14 protein-coding genes and 2 pseudogenes are annotated in these 19,598 nt (G+C 62.7%); 9 read left to right on the top strand and 7 right to left on the bottom strand.

Annotated features, from left to right (window positions below; genetic code table 11):
- Window positions 1–453 precede the first annotated feature (453 nt).
- Complete coding sequence (locus AMYAL_RS49490; protein WP_093976614.1) at window positions 454–3,261, bottom strand: NACHT domain-containing protein; 2,808 nt, start codon at window positions 3,259–3,261, stop codon at window positions 454–456.
- A 1,203-nt stretch (window positions 3,262–4,464) separates the two neighbouring features.
- Here AMYAL_RS49490 and AMYAL_RS0131965 point away from each other — a divergent pair.
- The 3 genes from AMYAL_RS0131965 (at window position 4,465) to AMYAL_RS49485 (ending at window position 6,722) form a co-directional block, all read left to right on the top strand.
- Window positions 4,465–5,355: a hypothetical protein gene (locus AMYAL_RS0131965; protein ID WP_063712311.1), complete on the top strand. Its 891-nt coding sequence runs from the start codon at window positions 4,465–4,467 to the stop codon at window positions 5,353–5,355.
- Window positions 5,352–6,155 carry an RNA polymerase sigma factor ShbA gene (shbA, locus tag AMYAL_RS0131960; protein ID WP_020635361.1) on the top strand — a complete coding sequence of 268 codons (804 nt, stop codon included), beginning with the start codon at window positions 5,352–5,354 and terminating at the stop codon, window positions 6,153–6,155. Before AMYAL_RS0131965 ends, shbA begins: the two co-directional genes overlap by 4 nt.
- Before the next feature lie 306 nt (window positions 6,156–6,461).
- Window positions 6,462–6,722 (top strand): hypothetical protein, encoded by a 261-nt coding sequence (locus tag AMYAL_RS49485; protein ID WP_143267861.1) that lies wholly within the window; start codon window positions 6,462–6,464, stop codon window positions 6,720–6,722.
- Window positions 6,723–6,994: 272 nt separating this feature from the next.
- Here the strand turns inward: AMYAL_RS49485 and AMYAL_RS49480 are convergent, their stop codons facing one another.
- Entirely contained in the window at window positions 6,995–9,367 is a 2,373-nt protein-coding gene (locus tag AMYAL_RS49480; protein WP_143267862.1) for a hypothetical protein, read from the bottom strand.
- 608 nt (window positions 9,368–9,975) lie between these two features.
- Between AMYAL_RS49480 and AMYAL_RS51120 the strand changes: the two genes are divergently transcribed.
- Complete coding sequence (locus AMYAL_RS51120) at window positions 9,976–10,200, top strand: HAMP domain-containing protein (protein ID WP_020635358.1); 225 nt, start codon at window positions 9,976–9,978, stop codon at window positions 10,198–10,200.
- Window positions 10,092–10,715, top strand: coding sequence for a sensor histidine kinase (locus tag AMYAL_RS0131940; protein WP_167336134.1), 624 nt, complete (start codon window positions 10,092–10,094; stop codon window positions 10,713–10,715). Before AMYAL_RS51120 ends, AMYAL_RS0131940 begins: the two co-directional genes overlap by 109 nt.
- On the opposite strand, the pseudogene AMYAL_RS48660 reads toward AMYAL_RS0131940, so the two are convergent.
- From AMYAL_RS48660 to AMYAL_RS49475, 3 genes and pseudogenes are all read right to left on the bottom strand, one after another.
- Window positions 10,667–11,496, bottom strand: a pseudogene (locus tag AMYAL_RS48660) (IS5 family transposase). The gene AMYAL_RS0131940 and the pseudogene AMYAL_RS48660 overlap by 49 nt on opposite strands.
- Before the next feature lie 112 nt (window positions 11,497–11,608).
- A pseudogene (locus tag AMYAL_RS46535) lies at window positions 11,609–12,202 on the bottom strand (RNA polymerase sigma factor); the annotation flags it as partial.
- Window positions 12,199–12,333 (bottom strand): YciI family protein, encoded by a 135-nt coding sequence (locus AMYAL_RS49475; protein ID WP_020635353.1) that lies wholly within the window; start codon window positions 12,331–12,333, stop codon window positions 12,199–12,201. The pseudogene AMYAL_RS46535 and the gene AMYAL_RS49475, both read right to left, overlap by 4 nt.
- 628 nt (window positions 12,334–12,961) lie before the next feature.
- Here AMYAL_RS49475 and AMYAL_RS0131915 point away from each other — a divergent pair.
- A complete protein-coding gene (locus tag AMYAL_RS0131915) occupies window positions 12,962–13,528 on the top strand; it encodes a hypothetical protein (protein ID WP_143267643.1) in 567 nt (188 codons plus the stop codon).
- A 355-nt stretch (window positions 13,529–13,883) separates the two neighbouring features.
- Here AMYAL_RS0131915 and AMYAL_RS0131905 read toward each other — a convergent pair whose 3' ends face one another.
- A complete protein-coding gene (locus AMYAL_RS0131905; RefSeq protein ID WP_020635350.1) occupies window positions 13,884–14,960 on the bottom strand; it encodes a hypothetical protein in 1,077 nt (358 codons plus the stop codon).
- A 590-nt stretch (window positions 14,961–15,550) separates the two neighbouring features.
- Here AMYAL_RS0131905 and AMYAL_RS0131895 point away from each other — a divergent pair.
- Window positions 15,551–16,534, top strand: a complete 984-nt coding sequence (locus AMYAL_RS0131895; RefSeq protein ID WP_020635349.1) for a nucleotidyltransferase-like protein — start codon at window positions 15,551–15,553, stop codon at window positions 16,532–16,534.
- A gap of 5 nt (window positions 16,535–16,539) precedes the next feature.
- Window positions 16,540–17,058, top strand: a complete 519-nt coding sequence (locus tag AMYAL_RS0131890) for a hypothetical protein (protein ID WP_143267644.1) — start codon at window positions 16,540–16,542, stop codon at window positions 17,056–17,058.
- 489 nt (window positions 17,059–17,547) lie between these two features.
- On the opposite strand, the gene AMYAL_RS49465 is transcribed toward AMYAL_RS0131890, so the two are convergent.
- On the bottom strand, window positions 17,548–18,207 hold the full coding sequence (locus tag AMYAL_RS49465) for a hypothetical protein (protein ID WP_143267645.1): 660 nt from the start codon (window positions 18,205–18,207) through the stop codon (window positions 17,548–17,550).
- A 337-nt stretch (window positions 18,208–18,544) separates the two neighbouring features.
- Between AMYAL_RS49465 and AMYAL_RS46525 the strand changes: the two genes are divergently transcribed.
- Window positions 18,545–19,552: a DUF4238 domain-containing protein gene (locus AMYAL_RS46525; protein WP_051137575.1), complete on the top strand. Its 1,008-nt coding sequence runs from the start codon at window positions 18,545–18,547 to the stop codon at window positions 19,550–19,552.
- Window positions 19,553–19,598 lie beyond the last annotated feature (46 nt).

The raw sequence follows: 19,598 nt of genomic DNA, 5'->3' as shown, positions 1-19,598 counted from the left end.
GAGCGCTGCAGACCCCGTCTCGCCTGTATCAAGCGCTGCGCCGATGATGGTGACACTCAACGTCGGCGGGTTCGGCGGCGAACACGTGTCGTACGCCGACCCCTCAGTACCTGGCGGAGTCGGATCGGAGACCCTGCCGAACTCGCGCACACCGTTCTCTAGGAAGATCGTCGTGCCGAAGGGCTCTACTGTAGCTATCACCTGGTCTGGAACCGCGGATGCTGTGCTTATCCGGTGCACTGTCACCGATGAGACCGACCGCTTGGTCCTGGTTGAAGGCAAAGAGAACTGCAGTTACGTCGCGAACTAGGAACTGTCCCAGCCCGTTCGTGTACTCGCAGAAAGCAAACTGCCACAACGCGAGTTGGGAACGCTCAGGCTGTTACGAGTGCGCACTTATCGACCCAAAAGGTGAGGTCGATAAGTGCGCAGATCGACGCTCCCGTATGTAGTTCAGTGCAGGTACTTCACCACTAGTTCTCCATTCACGGGGCGTCGTGACCGCGCCGACGAGACGGCTTGCGCGAGAAGAGAACGTGCGGTCCAATGGAGAGGGTCGAGATCTCCAAGACATAGGTCAAGGAGAGTTGATGCGTCGGGGTCGTCGAGGACGGTGTTGAGTCGTCGGCCGTCAAAGGATGCAGGAACGGCGGCTGGCCATAAGCTGCCGTCGGGCATCTTGAAGAGGGCTAGTTTGTCGCACTCGTCGAGTACCGATTCTAGAAGCGCAGCGCCTGGCTTATCGTGAAGGTCGGAAAGCGGCTTGCGTAGCAGTTTGCCAATTTTCGTTGTTGGCCCTTTCGGTGGGGTATATTGCCAAATCTGGGCGATGCGTTTCACGGCGCTTGGACTGGGTTGCCCTGGGACCATCGTGATTCCGGATGATTCAAGCATCAGCATGCTGGCGACGCCAGCGGTGGTGGGACTGCCGGCGAATGCCGCGCGCAATTCGTTTCGGATGAGCGCATGAAGTGCCTTGTGTTTCGCGGCATACGACAGGCCGGCAGCTACGGCGGCGAATTCTTTTGGCATCGGGCCGTGGAGGCATCGGAGTGCAATAGTGACCAGCGCTTTCAACGCAGTCGGCTTGCTTTCGGCCATGCCATCGTCGAGCAGGTGAGCGGCGAGTTCGGAGCCAACAGGGTAGAGCCACCCCGGCCAATCATTACTGCTGTGGTCGAAGCCGTTGACGATGTCCAACACGAGAGTGCGCCGGTGATCACTCTCGGTAAAGAGCTTGCCTGCTGCGAAGAGCCATGTGTTGCGCCAATGCGGGCTTGGTGCCGTGGCAGTAAGGTTCTTAAAGATGGTGTCGTCGTCGCCGTTGACGAGAGCGCGGGCAGCCATGAGTTCCTGAAGGCTGCGGACCTCGAAAGATACGGTCTCGTCCTGGTCCGCGGCCAGGAGTACCAGGCGCGTGGTTGCGATGTCGATGATCCGATCGGCGAGATCATCTGCCTCATCGATGTCGTCATGCCCGACCTCAATCATCCGATCGTGAGCCAGCTGCCTCAAGCTGGTCAGAGGAAGGCGCGCCTGGGGTTCGTCGGTGTTTTCGCTGTGGGTGTGCAACAGCAGTCCTACGCGCTCGTGCAACTCGGTAATATCGTCGCGATGTCCGCGGAGGAAGCTGCGGTGAGCTGTGGGTTTTTCCTGCTCACGTTTGTAAACAGTGTCATAGTACGACCAGAACAACTCGTACCGTGTCGCCGGCAGATCTCCCAAGTTCTCCAAGATGAAAGTCAGGATCAAGACCTGAAGCGGTGTCTTGATGAGTCGTTCGGTTGCGGGTGCGGACGCCGCTCGATCGAAGCGCTCGAGTACCTGCTCCTGCATTGACACGTCGTCATGAAGGCGCTGGGTGGTCACGTGCCTTCCGTAGGCCACAGCTTCGCTGATTGTGAAGTAGTCCAGGTCGATTTGTGCGAACTCGGCGGGCATGATCCGCTCGGTGTACCCGGTTGGTCGTGTGGTGACGACGATGAACAGGTCCGCGTCGAGGTTGTCGGCATGGTCGACGAGTTCGGCGATCTCGTCGACCACTCGTTGCCTTAGCGACGGAGCGGTAACTTCATCAAACCCGTCAAGGAACAGGACGCTTGGCCACGCTTGCAGCCATTTCTCAAGAGTGGCAGGCAGAATTTCGATTGACGCCCGGTTCGTCACCTGCTGACTCAGCCACCGGATCATCGACGGACCTCCGTCCGGCCCCATGTCCTTGGCCATCGCCGGAAGTGACACGTTCAGCGGCCACCGTCGACTGCTGGGGGCGGACAAGTGGAGCCGTTCAAGGGATGTGGCCGTCTCATTCATGATCACGTCAGCTGCAGGAGTCACGGTGTCGCCCTCAAGGAACCGCGCACGGTAGACCTGGGTGAGGTATCTCGCGATGGTGCTTTTACCGTTGCCTGCGGCACCGGTAATGACGAGATGCCGGGGCTGATCCGCGGGCCATACTGACCGGCGAAGTATTGCGTTCCCAAGTTCGAGACTTATGTCGAGCGCTCGCTTCGACGAGCCGTCACCCGTCTGCACTGGGAGATCGACGACCACACGGTCAACCGACTGCCGTGCCTGCAAGCCGCCGGCCTCGCCGAATCGAATCCATCTATCGTTACGCAGCGTGCTTACGGCGTGATCGCGCAAGACGGGCGTCAGCGTTTCGGGGTCTACGATCCCGGGCAGCGTCCGCAGTCGAGTAAGCAGGTCTCCGACAGTGAGGAGGGCGGGAAAAGCCGCACGTACGCCCTGATTGCCTGATATCAGTGCGTTCAGCGTGTCACGGTGCCATACCTTGATCTTGCGTAGGCCGCGTGAGTGAGGAGTGTCAGACTTGCCCAGCGCGTGATTGCGTTTGATTTCGCGTCCGGCGTAGTCGCGGATCTGGTCGACGCCGCCGCCCTGCGAGGCAGATAGTCGTACATTCGAGATAAATAGTACGTAATTCGGGAACCGTTCACGCTTCGATGTTGTGTCCATCCAGGTATTGAGTTCGCGATGGATCTGCCCCTGGAGCCACAGCAGGTTGTCGGCGGGCGATCTGGGATTTTCACACTGTTTGGCCTGGATAACGGTGTAGCCGTCCCATGCCGTCTCGCCGGCGTCCCACTCGATGCGCCCATCGATGGTTGCTTCTCGGCCACCGTCCTTGCCAGAGCCATACACTTCGACACCTGGGCCGAACGTCGCGGCAGCCAGGGCCACAGCAAGTTGCTCGAAGGCGCGCGGGCCGAGTTCCTCCAGGTGGTAGTCGTTCGCCACAAGGATCCTCTCCGCCTGTCTGCGCAGCCCAGGAACATCGGCTAGCCGTCTGAAGTAGCCTCGACACCGCACGATAGCCGCGCCTGCCGGGCTCGCGCGCGTGAAACGCCCAAGCCAGTCGGGCTGCGCGTAAGGGCGTTGAGCCACTGGTCCATGAGGTGAGGGTTCGGGCTCGAAAGTTTCGTAGAGCTGCGCCGGGACGCGGCTGCGACCTCGTGTCAGGAGTTCGAGGCCCCTGAGCCAGGTGCCGCCCGCAGTGAACGAGCTGCGGGAGCCAAACATGACGAGGGACGCGCACGAAAGGCCCCAGTTCATCGTGCGCGCCGCGTCGCCCGGCTTAAGAGCGGCTCCAGTCCCACTGGTGTGGCTGCGCTCGCCAGTGTGGATCCACCACGGGCGGCTGCCGTAGCGCTACTGTGCACATGGAACGAGCTGCCGCGCGTGGGCGACCGGGCGATCGCGTCGAGGGCGAGCGGACGGTGGACATCTGCCCAGGCGGTCCGCTCGGTGGAGGTGGCATCGACGGTGACGTGGTGCTTGCGTCAGCTGTTGACGGCGGTTCCCTCCGGTTCGGGCCATCCGCAGGCTCAGCTCCACCTTGTTCGACAGGACTTGAGCTCGATGTCCTCTGCCGTCTCGTCGGAGGGCTTGCGGTCGTATCCGGCTGGAAGGCTGAGATTGCCCGGGCGGTGTGCCCCTACCGTGGCGTTCAGAGCTGCCGCGCCAGCAGCAGGAGAAGTCCGCGGCTTGTCGTCGCGTTGCGCCGAGTCCACGTCAAGCAAGGGCAGGTCGGCGATCCAGTCCCGTCGATCCGGTCAAGTGCATGGGGTTCAGTGTCCCGTCCAACCGCGACCATGACGCCAGGCTCGCTCTGAGTGCTGATTTCGTACAAATAATCATTGAGATCAACGGTTTCGGAGAGCGCCTGGGTGGAGTCCGACCCGGAGTCGCGAGCGCCAGTGACGCAACGATCTCTATCTTGCCGTGGTGTGTCGCCCGGAACGGGGGCGGATAGCCCTTGTCGCGCCAGCTGTCGATCGGCACGATTTGACCGGGAAACCAGTGGTCGAGCGACGAAGCCGGATTCTCGGAAAGTTGGTGCAGTTCGGCGCAGGCCGCACCTATAAGGCTTCGTCCGGGTTCGCCGAGGGGCACGATGTCCTTCCCGACCGAAGCACGTGGCCCTCCGTGAAGGAACTGTCGATGAAGCCTGATGAGACCAGCGGCGCCAGACCCGCGCGGCGCGGGGCGCAAGTACCGGTTCCGGGTGAGGTCCTGGCCGCGTCAGGTGATGCGAAACGTCGCCGTCTTGAGCTGCACGACCTGTTCTCGAAGGTGCTGTCCGACGGGGAGGCCCCGCACGGCGACCTGGTGTCAGGTCAAGGGGAGGCATTATCGCTAGTGCAGCACGACCACGAGCTGCTTGTTGCCTTGCGTGAGGAAGAGTTCAGCGGATTCGTCTGGTCTGAGCTGTCGCATCGCCTCGCCGGCTACGGGCTCGGCGTGATCGGTGCCTGGATCGTCTCGGGTGAGATCTATCGGCGTGCCACCGAGAAGGGCAGACCGGTCAAGCCGCCGTCGCCTCCGTTGACGCGGGATGAAAGGGTCGCGATCGCCTCCGACGCGGTCACCATGGGTATCGAGCTGTTCCTCAAGAAAGGCCTCGTCGGGAAGGACTGGGATCCGCTGCGAGGCGCACGGTTGTCGACGTACTTCATCGGCGCCTGTGTGCTGTGTTTCGCCAATCAGTGCCGACGCCAGCTGGCTCAGCGGGCGTTGAGCGACCAGGACGTGTTCATCCCGGACTTCGCCTGGGATGCCGCGACGCCCTCCGCTGAACGGGTCGCGCTGGCCAGGCTCGGCCTCGGCACCATCCTCGCTCCCAAACCCAAGGCGAAGAGCAAGACCACCGCGCAGTACCCGTCCGATGTGGTGAACCTGGTCGTGTCGTATTCGGTGCTGGGCTACGCCTCGAGCGAGATCTCCGACCTGATCAGCAGCGAGACCACCCGCTACAGCGCGAGCGCGGTCCGCAAGATGCTCAGTAGCTACCGCAAGCAGGCCAAGGAACAGATCGAGGGAGGCCGAGCATGAGTTCCGCCGCTGTCATGTCGTCGAAGACCGCCGAGCGTCTGGTCAACCGGTCCTCGGTCGGTACCCGGGGCGCCCGCAAGCTTGCAGGTCGCGCGAACCCGGACGTCGTTGCCGCGGTGCTCGATCGTGTCGGTGATCCCGCAGTCGCGGCGGCTCCTGCAGTCTCGCGAACCGGAGTGCCCCAGGGTTCTCCGAAATATACGACTCCGGAGCACCTGCCTCGACCGGGCGGACGGCTGACGAAGGAGGACCTTGATCCCCTCGTCAAGGACGCGGGCGACGGGAATCCCGCCGCGATCCAGTCGCTGCTGCGGATGATCGGCCCGGTCGTGGTCCGGTACTGCCGCGCCAGAATGGGCGGCCGCGATCTGTCCTACCTGTCGGCGGACGACGTCGCGCAGGAAGTCTGCATGGCGGTGCTGAAAGCACTGCCCGGCTACCAGGATCGCGGTGGTTCGTTCCTTTATCTCGTGCACGCGATCGCCGCCAACAAGGTCTCCGATGCCTACCGCGCGGTCTCCGGTGACCGGTCGGAGCCGGTACCGGAACTCCCGGAGCGGCCCATCGGCGACAACGAACCCGAAACCCACGCCCTGCACCTCGACCTCGGTGCCCGGCTCAACCGCCTGCTCTCCACTCTTCCGCGTGTGCAGCAGGAGATCCTCGCCCTCCGCATCGCCGTCGGCCTGTCCGCCGCCGAAACCGCCGAGGCGCTCGGGATCTCCGCCGGCAACGTGCGCGTGACGCAGCACCGCGCACTGGCCCGCCTGCGGACGATGGTCAAGCAGGACGAGTTCTAGCCCGCGCGGTCGGCCTTATTTCCGTCGCCGGACCGGTCTTCGATCCCGCACGACGACCCCTCCTGCCCGTCAGGTTCCTGCATAGGTATGGAGCGACGCGGGTGAGCCGCAAGATGATCGAGACAAACCTGTGACGGTTACCGTCGGCGAGACGAGTCCCGTGGAAGGGGAGTGCCCGTGATGATCGCCGAGGGCCCCGACGTCGGCCGTTGGGGGAGAGCCGGGATTACACCTGGGGCCTCTGTGCGCAAGCATGCCGACCGTCCGGGCCTAACCGTGCCAACGAAGATCGGAAAGGACATGACTATGCCTCACGAACGCTGGGTGTATTCGCCGCCTGCACCGTGCACCTGTGACGCACTGCCGCAGAGCTTTCGCCTCGCGGCCGCGACGGTTCTCACCGTCACGGTGATGGCGCTCGGCGCGGCGCTGCTAATCACCGGGCAATCTACAGGGGAGATCCTGCATCTGTTTTCCGGTCTCGCCGTGATCGTGGCCGGGACCACCTGGGCCGCGACGACTGGCCGCCGCCTGCCATCACCCTCCTGGACGGTACCAGCGTGGTGAGCGACGCTGTCGCACGGCGCGTCGGAGAGTACATCCGTCGCGCCGCGCAGTTCGGACGTGGGATGAAGGCCTTCTCGCTCGTTCTGATGGAGCTCTGAGCTGCTACTGGAAGCCGGGTCCCTGGACATCGGATCTACGATGCTGGCTCTGCGTGGAACGAGGGCGCACCCAGGGCGGCCCCAGATTCTTCCAGCTAGGGAGATGTGATGGCCATCTTAGGTCTTTCATTGACGGCTGAATGCTGATTCGCATGACATAAGAGGCCCCTAGGTTTAAGGATTCGGGCACTCGTCGATCGTGGCGAACTGCCGTTGTTGGCGGAACTGTGTAGTCAGTTGCCAGGTGACACGGGGATCGAGGGCCATTTGCTGCCGTGCTGCAGCCAGGGCGACGATGCTGCCATCCTTCACCGCAGTGTGTACGGATTGGGCTTGGAGTTCGTTGGTGAAGAATTCGACGACGGTAGCGCAGAAGTAGAGGTAGCTTGCTGCTTCCCATTCGAGTCGGGTCAGAGCAGTCACTGCGCCGTCGCTGGCGCGCGGAAGGATCGTCTCACACTTTTTTAAGAGCCACCACGCGTCCGAGCAGGTGGGGCCAGCGAGATTGGTGAGAAACGTGCCGGGGTCCTGCTCGTCGTCAAGTTGGGCTGCAGTGCTGGTGAACGCGGGGAGTCTGGCAGCGAGGTCGGCGGCCACTAGCGATGACGCGACGGTTTCGAGATCGTCATCTTTCTCGGTGTCGATGTGGTGGTCGTACATTGTGGTCGCGATCCGGCGCAGCTCGCGAGGGAGTCCACCTGATAGGCAGTAGCACAAGTGGACAAATGGTTCCGGGATGCCGATTGCGCGTTTCGCGAGCCATACCCTGGCCTCATCGAGCGTGAATGGCTCGATGCGGACGACGGTAGTGAAGGCGCTGTCGAACGCGTCGCGAACCGGGATACCTCGACGATGAAACGACGTCAGGGCGTCTTCTGATACTGACACCAGGAAGAGGCAGTGGGGTACCCCGAAGACCCCCTTGATCTCGTCAATAAATTCTCGGGCTTGGGCGGGGTCGGCGAGTTTGTCCAGCTCATCGATCGCAACGATGATGCCGCTGATGTCGCGAGGAGCCAGTACGGCGACTACTCGGTCGAGCAAACGACGGTAGTCATCGACGATTTCTGGGTGCGTCAGCGGGCGCTCTGCGTGTGCGACAGTTCTTGTTAGGCCGATATCAAACACCCCGCCGCCATTGATTTTGCCGGACCACCCAGTTGTGCGGGTTTGCAAGAACCGTACTTGGCGAAGATCGTGTAGAGCTAGTGTGCACAGGGCTTGATGATCGAGGCTGTAGTAGCGGCGGATGCGTCGCCGCCACGACCCGAAGAATATCTGGTATAAGCCTTCGGTCAGGTATTTGGCGATCAGGCCAGTTGGCCGAATGATCGAATATCCTAATAGGAGCATTCCGCTGATCTGCAGCAAGAAGCCCCATCGCCAAGGATTCAGGTACGTCAATGGTTCGGTCAGTAGCCCAGAAATCATCGCCGTTACTCGTGCCTGGGCTGCATCCGTAGTGAGACCAACGTTGTCGAGGGTGACCATTGCTGCCGCTGCCACAAACGCCGTTACGCTGATGCCAAGGATGCGGATGCCTTCGAGTGCCCGTGCCCTTGCTGCTTTTCGGCGTCGCAGACGTCTCCATAGTCGCTCGTCTTCTGACTCCGCATGGACTTCGGCTGTGGGTCCTGCGGTGCGCAGGACTGCGCGGCAGGTGATGGCGTAGAGGTGGAGGATAAATTCGCGAGCATCGTATCGGGCGGGGGCGCTAGCTGTAATAGTGAGAAACGGTGGCTCGTCTGCGGGAGTGAAGGCGTTGTCGAGCGCATGCTCAATCAAGGTCGTCTTTCCTGCTCCGCGAGGCCCGGCGATCCCGATGGCGCCCGGGTCCGGACGTGACAGTTCACGCCGGAAGGCATCGATCGAGCTCGTGTGAACCAGAGGGCTATCCCGTGAATGAGTCAGTAAGCCTGAACCGTCACGCAAGGTCAGATAGGGTTCGCGTGTTGGCTCTTTCGCTCCGTTGATCCACTCCCGCACGAATGGTTTGACGAGGTCGTCCCGGACGGCTCGCCGCCAGTCGTTATGCTCTCCGCGTCGCTGGAACCAGGCGCGCAGAACGCCGAGCTCCCAGGTTAGGCGGATCCAGACACTTGCGGGCAATCCGTGTCTGATGAGGACGTTTACCGCCCCCAGTGACGCTCCGATAAGCAGTAGCGGTATCGAGGCAGTGATCGTTCCTCTGGATAGCGAGAATGTGCTGATGATCCATGCAGAAACTGAGGGGATCGCCAGTCCAATTATCCATGCAACGAGATTACGGCGGTCCGGCCGCCATCCATGCTCCCACGGGATCGGCCGCTGTTCTTCCAATGAGGTAAGCGCTCTATCCGCATGGAGGACAGGCTTGTACACTAGAAGCGATCTTTCCATGAGGGTTGAATTAGATGAAACCTCGTCAACAAGTTGACTCTCATCGAGTCGCTCACTGGTTATCTCATCGGCGAACTCCGGTTGCTGAATCACCTTATTCATAATATCCTTGATCTCCCATTTTAGGTTAAGGCGAACATAGCGGAGCTCGTCGTCTTCATTCACCACGTCACCCTCCCCGGCTGATCGGTGCCAGCCTGCCTCTCCTGCCACGTTGCCATACTGCGCGAGGGAAAGGATGGTCCGAATGGGCGATCGACCCGTAGTCGGGTGCCAACGATGTGGCCCGCGCGACTATCACGGAGATGGCTTGATAGGGTCGAACGACCCAAGGGCTAGGTAGCATAGGGTTATCTTTCCGTCTAGCTTGTTGTTATTACAACATAATCTTGCCGTTCAGTGCCGCGGAGAGTCCGGATGCCAACAGATTCAGAATCTTTCGCCGGCGAGCCAGCTCTCTCCTGGTCGACGCTCTTTCCGGCGTCAGCGAGTTCGAACGCGTCGACCTTGAGAGTCGATTCCTTGATCTAGGGGTTCAGTATGCGAAAAGGGCCTTTGCCTGCACGACGCCCGAGTGGGTGTTTAGACGTCTGGCCACTCGCAGGTAATTGTGCTCTGTTGGCCTTCTGAGTTTCGTGATTGCGGCTTTGGTCGTCATGTTCGAGCAAGCCGCCTGACGCGAATCACGGCGGGCGGATCTGTACCCAGTGCTGCCGAATCGGGCGATCAACCGGGTTTCGGCGCGATGGCAATCCTGCTCGTCCGGAAACCTGGGCATGCTGGTGCGCCGGCTCGTCGGACAGGTCCGGCGGGTGGCGCAGGGCGACATCGATCAGCGGGTCGACACGGACGGCCGGTCGGAGGTCGGCACCATCGGCGGCGCCGTGGAGCGATGCGGCTCCGTGCCCGGAGCGAGGTCACCGCGGCAGCACGAGCCGCCGATCGCCTTGCCCGCTTCGAAGAAACCGACCGGATCGCCACCGAGCTCGGCACCAAAGTGACCAAGGTGCTGTTCGGAGCCAGTCTGGCGGTCCAATCGGTCGCGAGTCACCAGCCGTCCTTGCGTACGGTGACGGACGAGGTGACAGTGGAAATCGATGACGCGCTCGACGAGGTCAGAGCGGCCCTGTACGGTCGGCAGCCCCTGGCAGGGGAGGACTCCCTGTGCGCCCGGTTGGCGACGCTCGCCGACGAACTGGAGTCGGCGTTGGGAGTGAGGCTCGAGCTGAGGCTGGACGGGGAACTCTCCCGCGACCTTCCCGCCGGGGTGGCTGACGAAGCGATGACCGTAGTGCGTGAGGCGGTGGCCGCCTTCGCCGCCGTTGAACCGGCCGTGCCGCTCGAGATCGGCATAGACACCGGGGAGGCCGAAGTCCGGTTGCGGATTGCCGGGTCGCTGCCCAACGCTGCGTCACGAGTATTCGAGAGCGAGTGTTACCGCTGTGTCTCTAGGGCGTGTCCTGTAAGTCATTGGAGCCAGAGCATGATCGCGGCGATGGTGAGTTCGGCCTGGTAGTAGGCGGCGCGTTTGGCGTAGCGGGTGGCCAGGTCGCGGAACTGTTTGAGCCGGTTGAAGCACCGTTCGACCACGTTGCGCTGCTTATAGACCTCGGCGTCGAACGCTGGTGGTCGCCCGCCGCTGCGGCCTTTGGCTGCGCGGCGGGCGACCTGGTCGTCCCGTTCCGGACTGACGAACCTGATCCGCCGGTCTCGCATCGCCCGGCGGGTTGACGGATGCGAATACGCCTTGTCCGCGATCACCGTCTCCGGTCGGCAGCGTGGCCGGCCGGGACCGATCCGGGCGACGGTGATGCCGTCCAGCAGCGGAACCAGCTCCGGGTTGTCTCCGGCTTGGCCGGGGGTGAGCAGGAACCGCATCGGCAGGCCTCGTCCGTCGACGGCGAGATGGATCTTGGTGCTCAGCCCGCCACGGGACCGCCCGAGTCCTTCCCCATCGAGGGCGAGGGCTTCGATTCCGTCGCTGCGTCCCCCTTTTTCCGGGCGCCGGCGGAATGCTGATGCGCCCGAACCACGCTCGAGTCGACGGAAACGATCCACTCGAGGTCGCCGACGGCGTCGTCCTTGACGATCACCCGGTCGAGAATCCGGTCCCAGGTGCCGTCCTTGGTCCACAACCGCAGCCGTTCATGCGCCGTCTTCCAAGGCCCGTAACGATCAGGCAGGTCACGCCAGGGCGCTCCAGTGCGCAACTTCCACAGGATCGCGTTGATGACCTGGCGATGATCCCGCCACCGCCGCCCACCACCTTGCTGAGGCGGCAGCAACGGCTCGATCACCGCCCATGCCTTATCCGTCAACTCACCACGACCAACCACGACCGCAATCCAACCGAACCCCAGCTAGATCACTTACAGGACACGCCCTAGTCGATGTCACATCGCAGGTATGGGCGGTGTAGCCCTGGGTGAAGATCACGTAGACCACGGCGAGGACTCCGGAGAGCCGCTCCGGCAGGAGATGGTCGGCGGGGACGTCGAGGCTGATCCCGGCGTCGCGGATCTTGCGTTTCGCCCGCACGAGTCGTTGTGCCAACGTCGCTTCCCTGACCAGGAACGTGCGCGCGATCTGCCCCGCGGTCATTCCTGCCACGGCCTGCAAGGTCAGCGCGACCCGCGCTTCCTCCGCTAGCGCGGGATGGCAGCAGGTGAAAAGGAGACTGAGCCGCTCGTCCCCGACGCCGAGCAGGCTTTCCTCTCCGATGTCCATTTGCGTCACCTCCGGCGGAAACCCCAGCTCGGCGAGCTTTTCCTGACCGCGGCGCGCTCGGCGCAGCCGGTCGATCGCGCTGTTGCGTGCCGCGGTCAGCAACCAGGCCACCGGATCGTCCGGAGCCGCATCACCCCATTTGCGCAGGGCGAGCGCGCACGCGTCCTGCAGGGCGTCCTCGGCGAGTTCGAAGTCGCCGAGCACCCGGACCAGCGCGGCGAGCATCCGGGATCGATGCTCGCGATACGTCTCCGACAAGACCGGCGCCGACGTCATACGCCGGTCGCCGCCCGGTGGTCGAGAGCGGGCACCCCGGCGATCGGGCGCACCTCGATCATGCCGTCTTCGGCCATCGGGCACAGCGCCGCCAGCTCCAGTGCCACATCGAGACCGGGACAGTCGAGCACGGAGATGCTCGTGGGTTTCGGGGAACGGGCCGTACGTGTCCTCCACTCACCTGTATCGATCCGTCGAAGAGGATGATGAACAGCTCGACGGTAACTCGACAGGACGCGACCGGCCGGCCTCGCAGACTTTCGTGACGCGGGCTCGCGCTGACTAGTGCCGACGGCGTACGAGGCCGGGCTCTGTCAGCTGGTATGGGTTAGGCACCCTCATCGGGAGGCGTTGGCGGCTTTTCAGGCGTTTCGATGACGCCGACGTTCTGTGTTGCTGTTCCGAGGCCGGTTACGAGGTGTAGCTGAGGGGTGCCGTGTTTTGGCCAGCCGTCGTAGGTCTGGAAGTAGCCTTTGATGACGTTTGCGACGCCTGGTTGCCACTCGTTGGCGGTAGTTGCGAACATGAGGATGTCTGCTTGTAGCCAGGCCGCGACCTGGCATTTCTTGTGGACTTCGGCGCCTTGCGCCGTTCTCTTCGTTCCGCTGAGGCTTGCTGAGCTTTTGCATTCGGCGACGATGAGTGTGTCGTCTCGTAGGCGACCAGATCGGTTTCCACCTTGGGGCTAGTGCCGTCGAGCAGCTCGATTTCCATGACGTCTTGATATTGGACCGGACGTCGGGAGGGGGTGTTTGCCAGGTGTCTGGCGAGCAGCGCCGGCACGTCTCCGTGGTCGGCGAGCAGTTGCTGTGCGACGGGGTGGAGGCCGTAGAACCAGGTCGGTTCGTCGGTCGAGTGGTGCCAGGTGGTGTGATCGAGGTCGTTGGTGTCGTTACAGCGTTCACAGTTCCACCGCTGGCCGAGCGCGTCGATCGTCTGCAGTTGCCTGGTTTGGCAGGTTTGGCAGCGCAGGACCAGACCGCGGCGGAGAACCCCACCGCGGAGGGCCGCGTCGACTCGTGCCCGCACGTCTTTGGTGTCGTCGCACTCGGCGCGGCTGCAAATGCCAGGGAAGCTCAGGACACCTCCGTCTCGGAGGGCGACGCCGTCCCCGTCTGGGAAGGCTTTGTCGATGTCGTTTCCGAGATGTCCCATCTTTTTGAGTGCGGGGAGGAGTGGGCCGCCGAACATCTCTGCGAACTGTGCGCGTCCGCCGAGCATGCGGGCCAGCTGTGCGGTGCGTTGGCCGGCGTCGCTGGTACGGACCGTCATGCCATGTTCCCCTGCCTTGGCGTCGATGAAGGCACGCAGGCTCAGGTGGCGTAGGGCGGGTCTGGCCAGCCGGTTGATGCTTTGGATGCCGGCGACGACGAAGTCGAACCGGTCGGCGCGATACGAGGTGCCGGTACGGCTGTTGCGGCGAGGGTGGGCTGGGGACTCGTTCCTGACGCGAAAAGGTGCTGGCTGTGTACCCCTCGACCCCGGACATGATGTTCCTGTGGCCAGGCGATGTCGATTTGCCAGGCGAGGCCGGGATGGGTAGCCAGGGTCTGGTCGTCGATGGCTGGTGCTGGTAGCGCCGCGACCATTTCGCGTGCGCCCGCCTCGTCGAGGGTTGTCGGTATGGACAGGATGTCGTCGAACTGTTCATGGATTGCGAAGTGCCCGGTACCTGTGCGTGTCACTCGATGTCGAGTGGTGCTTTGGTCCATGGGGCGTCGTTGGTGAGGAGCCTGCCACTGGTCCTGATGTTCTCGTTGTCGCGCAGTCGGCGTTCGAAGTCGAGAACGTTGTCCGCTGGCCGGGACACCGACGTCAGGAGCAGAGATCGAGGTCGGCCTGCGGCGGTCTTCGTGGCGAGATCGAACAGCCCGCTGCTCAGCGGATAGCTGAGTTTCTCCTCGTCGATCCCGAACACGGTGGGCAGCCACACGCACCGACCGTAGGTGAGGCGTATCAGCCTCGCGAGCGCGAAGTCCTCGGCGGAATCGCCCAAGACGGCGACGGCGGGCCAAGCATCGAGGGCTGGTGACTGGACGGCCACGAGCCCGGTGGTCGTGGCCGTCCAGTCACCAGCCCTCGATGCGCAGAGCAGCTGCCACAGCGTGGCCGTGTCAAGCTCTGGTTCGGCGGACGTCAAGTCGGGTGGTGATGCGACACCCGCGTGTGAGGCGACCGCCGCTCCCGCCAGACCACCCCACGAGGGAGGACAATGCAGCACGTGACCGGCATACGCGCCTGGTATCGACTCGGCCGCCGGGAACTCCGCCGATGAGGCTTCCAGGAAATAGCTCACTTTTGGTGACTCATCCCCACCCGTCAACCGGTACGGCGAGCAAGCTCGTGCGACGGCCTCCCGCGCTTCCATGGCGCCGGGACCGGGCTCAAGTTCTTCGTCGAAGTGTTCGGCGATCTTCGCGGCGCGCGCTTCGCCGGTTAGTGGGTTTCCGGAGTCGTCGTTGACAATGAAGCTTCCTGACGCGAAGTGACAATATTCGCCGACGGTGTGACTGAATGCGACGATGTAGTCCGGGTCGTAGGCGCGGCACGCTCGCAGCAAGATCGGGTCGACAACACCGGCTCGATGCGGAACAAGGGCGAAACCAGCTCCGCCCCAGATCTGTCCGGCGAGGAAGAGGGCGCGACGGGCCCAGTAGGACCAGTTGTCGCCCCCGTCGAAAACGATCGCCACCCGGGCGGGTCGCAGACCACGGTTGATCACCGAGTACTTCATCGGTGTCGCGTCGCTCACAGTCATGTCGTGACAGACGGGTACAAGATCGAAGTCGTTACAGGCAGGTCTGGTGACCGTCGGGGGTCCGCTTCTGCAGACAGTAAACTACTCTCAGTCACCAGCAGTGGGGGTACTGCCCTGATCATAAGACAGGGAGACCGGAACAGGCGGTGAGGGTGACCGCCGCGGCCGCCGCGGTGAAGAGGGCGACGCCCTTGATCATGAGGATGCTCCTTGGCGCGAGGTGATTTGTAGTCGTGTGTGGTGTTCTGTGTGTTACGCCGGTCATGTCTGACCCTCGAGAGGTGGGCCGTGTCATGCCAACCGTGTAAGCCAGGGATGGACCAAGATCGGGTCGCTGGCGGCGAAGGCCTGGGTGGGGTCAGGCGTTATGACCAGTCCCGTTACGGACGGCTTGTAGACCTGCGTCGGCAGTGCGCGGCAGGACTGGCGTAAGTTCGACCGCGCCCAACGACGGCCAACGCCGCTGCTTGATCGAGGCGTGTCATGCATCGCCTATAACGCTGGCGATGCATAATCGGCGTCATGACCATGACGTTTCGCGGACAGGTATTGAGGGGCCGCAGCCTTGTCCAGCCCAGATGTGACGTCTAGTGGCTGCCGCAGTGGTCCGGCGGTCATTAACGCTCGGGCCTGCAGCTGAGTCGTGGCATGCACGCCGCACGGTCGCCGAGAAGAACGCGGCCTGGACCAGCCAACCCGACACGTTCCTGCTGGCCTGGGCTGAGGGCGTACTGCGCGACGCGCTGCGCCGGTCGCCCCTGCTCGACGCACGATCGTACGAGATCTTCGGCCAGGGCTCGCGGGTGAACAACACTTATATCGAGCAGGCGAGCGACATCGATCTCGTCCTCATGGTCAAGATGCCGTTCGAATCGAACGTTGATGCCCTCGACGAGCCCAGCATGGACAACTTCAGGGAAAGCTACCAGGTCGGCCCCTACAGCTGGGAGGAGTTCCGCGAGGACGTCATGGCCGCCCTGGGTGAGTCTTACCTCGTGCGCATGGGTCGCCGATGCGTCAACGTCGATGCCCCGAACTCGATCTTCGGTGCGATGGTCGACATCCTCGTCGCGACGGAATACCGCTTGTACTCGGCGTTCCCGTCGCCGGGCGTCGAGGTCTACGAGCAGGGCGTCTTCTTCCGCGACCGCGAAGGTCGACGGATCGTCAACTTCCCCAAGCAGCACAGGCGCAATGGCGACCAGAAGGACCTATGTACCGGTGGCCGTTTCAAAGAGGCTGTCCGGACGGCCAAACGCGCCCGGAGGCTGGCCGAGCGAGAGCGGATGATCGCTGAAGGCGCGGCGCCGTCATACCTGCTTGAGTGCCTCCTGTACAACGTTCCTGACATTGTCTATCGGACGTCCTCGCCCGGGGATGCCTACCGCGGCGCCCTTGAGTGGCTGCGCCGGAGTCACCGCGAGGATCCGATGTTTTTCGCCGAGTTGCCATGCCAGAACGGCATCAATCGGCTCTTCGGCGAAAGCCCTGATCAGTGGGAGGCCTGTGAGGCTGGAGGGATCGTCGATGTCCTTCACGAGATCAGAAGTCCCAGGCCGGTAGTCGCAGCATGACTTGGATGGCGGCGCAGACGACAGCGGTGCTCGCGATCTTAGGCGCCGCGCTTACCGCCCTGCTGAGCTACGGGTTGAACCGGCGCGCCGCGCGCCGTGAGCGTCGCGCCCTTGCGTTCAGCGAGGCGCTCAGCGTCATCGAGGACTACGCGGAGATGCCATACCGCATCCGGCGACGCCCGGGAACTTTGGAGGGGCGTCAGCAGCTTACCGAGGAGGTGAGCAGGATCTATTCGCGGCTGGCGTTCCACCAGGCGCTGCTCGACATTGAGACGCCCAAGGTCGCGGCCGCTTACCGGCAGCTCGTGAACGAAGCGAAGGTCCAGGTCGGCGGACAGATGAAGACAGCATGGCAGAAACCTGTTCGCGTCGACGATGCGGCGATGAATCTCGAGGAGCACTACGATCGCAAGCGCGTGGACCACGCTCGGGATCATTGCGTGGCGACCATGCGCGCCGTGCTTGGGCACAGGCGTATTCCTGCGGCGCTTCCCTACGAGCCTCCCGCACAGGAGGGGCAGTAGATTCATGAACCCACCACACCTGGACGTTGCTGTGGCGGCAGCACTGGAATAGCGAGGATGAGGCACAAGTAATCCGAAAATAACTAATATTACATTACTAGGAAATAAATGAGTCTGGGTCACTACATCGATGGGTGCGAGAGCCTAGAATAGCTAGCTGTAGAGGCGTTTTGAGCCTTGATGATCAGTTTGTGTAACGCGCAACGCGACAGTGCCCGCGCTCGGGAAGCGAAGCGTGCACCTGACTCGTGAAGACGTGCTCGTGCCGGAGGACTTCGCTGCCGAACTCGGCCCGGCGATGACTGTCGCTCCCCGACGGCGGGATCTCAGGCCCTATAGGCTGGCTGTGGTCCTGACGATCGGACGTTGTTGAGCCGTTAACCTGGGAAGAGGCCAGGTGCTGCTGCCGGCGGGCTAGCGGACCCGTGTATCGAGCACTGAACAGCTGGCTGGACAGTCTGGGTAGGTAGGTGTCGCTCCGCGGTCTCGTCAGAGTTGAATCCCCGTGTAGGCGGTCTGGCCATAGCCGCCGTTTTCGACGTCGACGAACCCCCATTTGTCAGGGGCCGCGCTATCGGGGATGCGGTAAGCCCACGTCATTTCCGCCGATTCCTCGGGTTGGATCGCTCCTGTGTTACATTCAGGGTTTCCCTTGATCTTGTAGAGGCTGTCGATCGTGTCGAACTCGCGTCCTTTTTTGTCGACGAACCTGGTGGCGACAGGAAGAGCGCAGGTAAGGTCCATGGAGCGGGCTCCGTTATTGCGCACATGTGTTGTGACAACGAAGAATTTGTAGCCGGTGCCTGCGGGCTCTGCCGTGTACTTCGCGTTGGGGCTTCCCTGACGATAGCTGGTTTTGTTCAGCTGAATGAAGCTTTCAAGCCGCGTGGACTTGACTGTTATCTGGGCTCCGCCCTGAGTGAGTGTCGCAGGCAGTTGTGACGGTTCGACAGGTTTCGATGGGCTTACTGATGTTGACGAGTTCGATGGCGCCGAGCGAGTGCTACCTCGAGAGGATGACGTGTCGATGCTTCCGTCAGCTCGGACCCAGTGGCCTGAGCCGTCGAAGCACGGCGGGGCCTGACTGCTCGTCTGGCAGGGATTGCCGGCGCCGCTGGTCGCGGAACAGGCTGCGGAAACCGCTGCCACGACAGTAAGTGCGGCGATCAAGCACGATTGAATCCGGTGCGTCTTCGGGCTGTGATGTGTTGGCGTTGACGTACTGGGTTCATTCATAAGGGGGAGACACTCCGTGCACGACGTGGGTGCACCCTCATGGGCGCACGCTACCTCGAACGTCGCGCAGGCCGACTGGGTCGTTAGCGCCTGTCGGTAGAGACAGGTCGAAATGCCCGGGTCCACTAGGGCCGAACGGCCCTGGTCTGACGGTGGCTGCGAAGGGCTGCCTCCCGACAGGAAGTCTACGAGTAACGTTTCGTCCTTCGCGTGAGTCATTGAGCGTGTTCGCGCGCCTAGACTGGTTCACATGGCCAAGGTCGCTCGGCATCATCACACCGTGCCTCGCTTCTACCTGGAGCGGTTCGCGCGTGACGGCCGCGTGGGAACAGTCGAGCTTCCAGGTGAAAAACGGTTCGTGCAGCGGATCGGAGACGCTGCGACGAGAAACAACTTCTACACGCTCGACACAGTGAAGGCCGAGGACGCAGACCTTTTCGAGCGTGAGCTAAGCAAGCTGGAGGCTAAAGCAGCGTCCGTCTTTCGGGAAGTACTCGATAAGGGCACGTGGCCACTCTGTGAAGAGGCGCGGCGATCTGTAGCCGAGTTCGCCGCAGTCCAGTATCTGCGTGGCCCAGATCAGCGGCGCCTCATGGAACAGATCATCGCGCTGACAACGAAACTGGAACTGAGCCTGGCCGGCAAAGCCAGCATCTTCGACCATGCCAAAGAGCGACTGGGGAGAGAGATCACCGAGGAGGAGGCGGACCTGCTCTGGGCTGATGTAATCAGGGAGAGCGGCCCGCCAATCGAGTTGTCCGCTCGAGGTCACATCGAGCAGCTGCTGCGTGTCGTTCCGGATGTGTTTCGTTACCTCATCTGCCGTCCATGGGTCTTGACGAGGTTCAGCCGCCGGAGGTTGTTCACCTCGGACACGCCGCTCGCGCTTCTCAGACGCCCTGACGATCAGTCAGGGGTCGCGCCAGCCTTGGCGACAGCGTGGGGGCTCGCGCTGCCGCTGTCGCGCGAGGTCGGGCTGCTCATGGCCGACTCGTTGCCGATCGCCGAACACACGGCTTTCGAGGTCATCGTGGCAGGGCGCTTCGACACTGAAGGGCCACCTTCAACGCGCCTCGCTGCGCTGTTCAACGGTGTCACCATGAGAAACGCTCGTAGATGGCTGTTCCATCATCCCGATGATCACGCACTGATAGGCACGAGCTTGCCGACGGCGCGCGATGTCGAGATCGGGATGTCGTCCGTTGACTTCGTCGCGATGGGCGAATCGTTCCGGACTCAGCTCAGGCGGGACCGGTAGGCCGTGTGCAGGTCTCCGTTCTTGTGCCCGTGGTGAACCGCAACGC

The organism is Amycolatopsis alba DSM 44262 (genome assembly GCF_000384215.1).
GTDB classification, from domain to species: Bacteria; Actinomycetota; Actinomycetes; order Mycobacteriales; family Pseudonocardiaceae; genus Amycolatopsis; species Amycolatopsis alba.
This window is presented reverse-complemented; position numbering and strand designations above follow the sequence as displayed.

Bases quoted from the DNA above. Each gene is read 5' to 3' on its own strand.
- AMYAL_RS0131965 (WP_063712311.1), top strand. From the start codon at position 4,465: ATGAAGCCTGATGAGACCAGCGGCGCCAGACCCGCGCGGCGCGGGGCG.
- shbA (WP_020635361.1), top strand. From the start codon at position 5,352: ATGAGTTCCGCCGCTGTCATGTCGTCGAAGACCGCCGAGCGTCTGGTC.
- AMYAL_RS49485 (WP_143267861.1), top strand. From the start codon at position 6,462: ATGCCTCACGAACGCTGGGTGTATTCGCCGCCTGCACCGTGCACCTGT.
- AMYAL_RS51120 (WP_020635358.1), top strand. From the start codon at position 9,976: ATGCTGGTGCGCCGGCTCGTCGGACAGGTCCGGCGGGTGGCGCAGGGC.
- AMYAL_RS0131940 (WP_167336134.1), top strand. From the start codon at position 10,092: ATGCGGCTCCGTGCCCGGAGCGAGGTCACCGCGGCAGCACGAGCCGCC.
- AMYAL_RS0131905 (WP_020635350.1), bottom strand. From the start codon at position 14,960: ATGACTGTGAGCGACGCGACACCGATGAAGTACTCGGTGATCAACCGT.
- AMYAL_RS0131890 (WP_143267644.1), top strand. From the start codon at position 16,540: ATGGCGGCGCAGACGACAGCGGTGCTCGCGATCTTAGGCGCCGCGCTT.
- AMYAL_RS46525 (WP_051137575.1), top strand. From the start codon at position 18,545: ATGGCCAAGGTCGCTCGGCATCATCACACCGTGCCTCGCTTCTACCTG.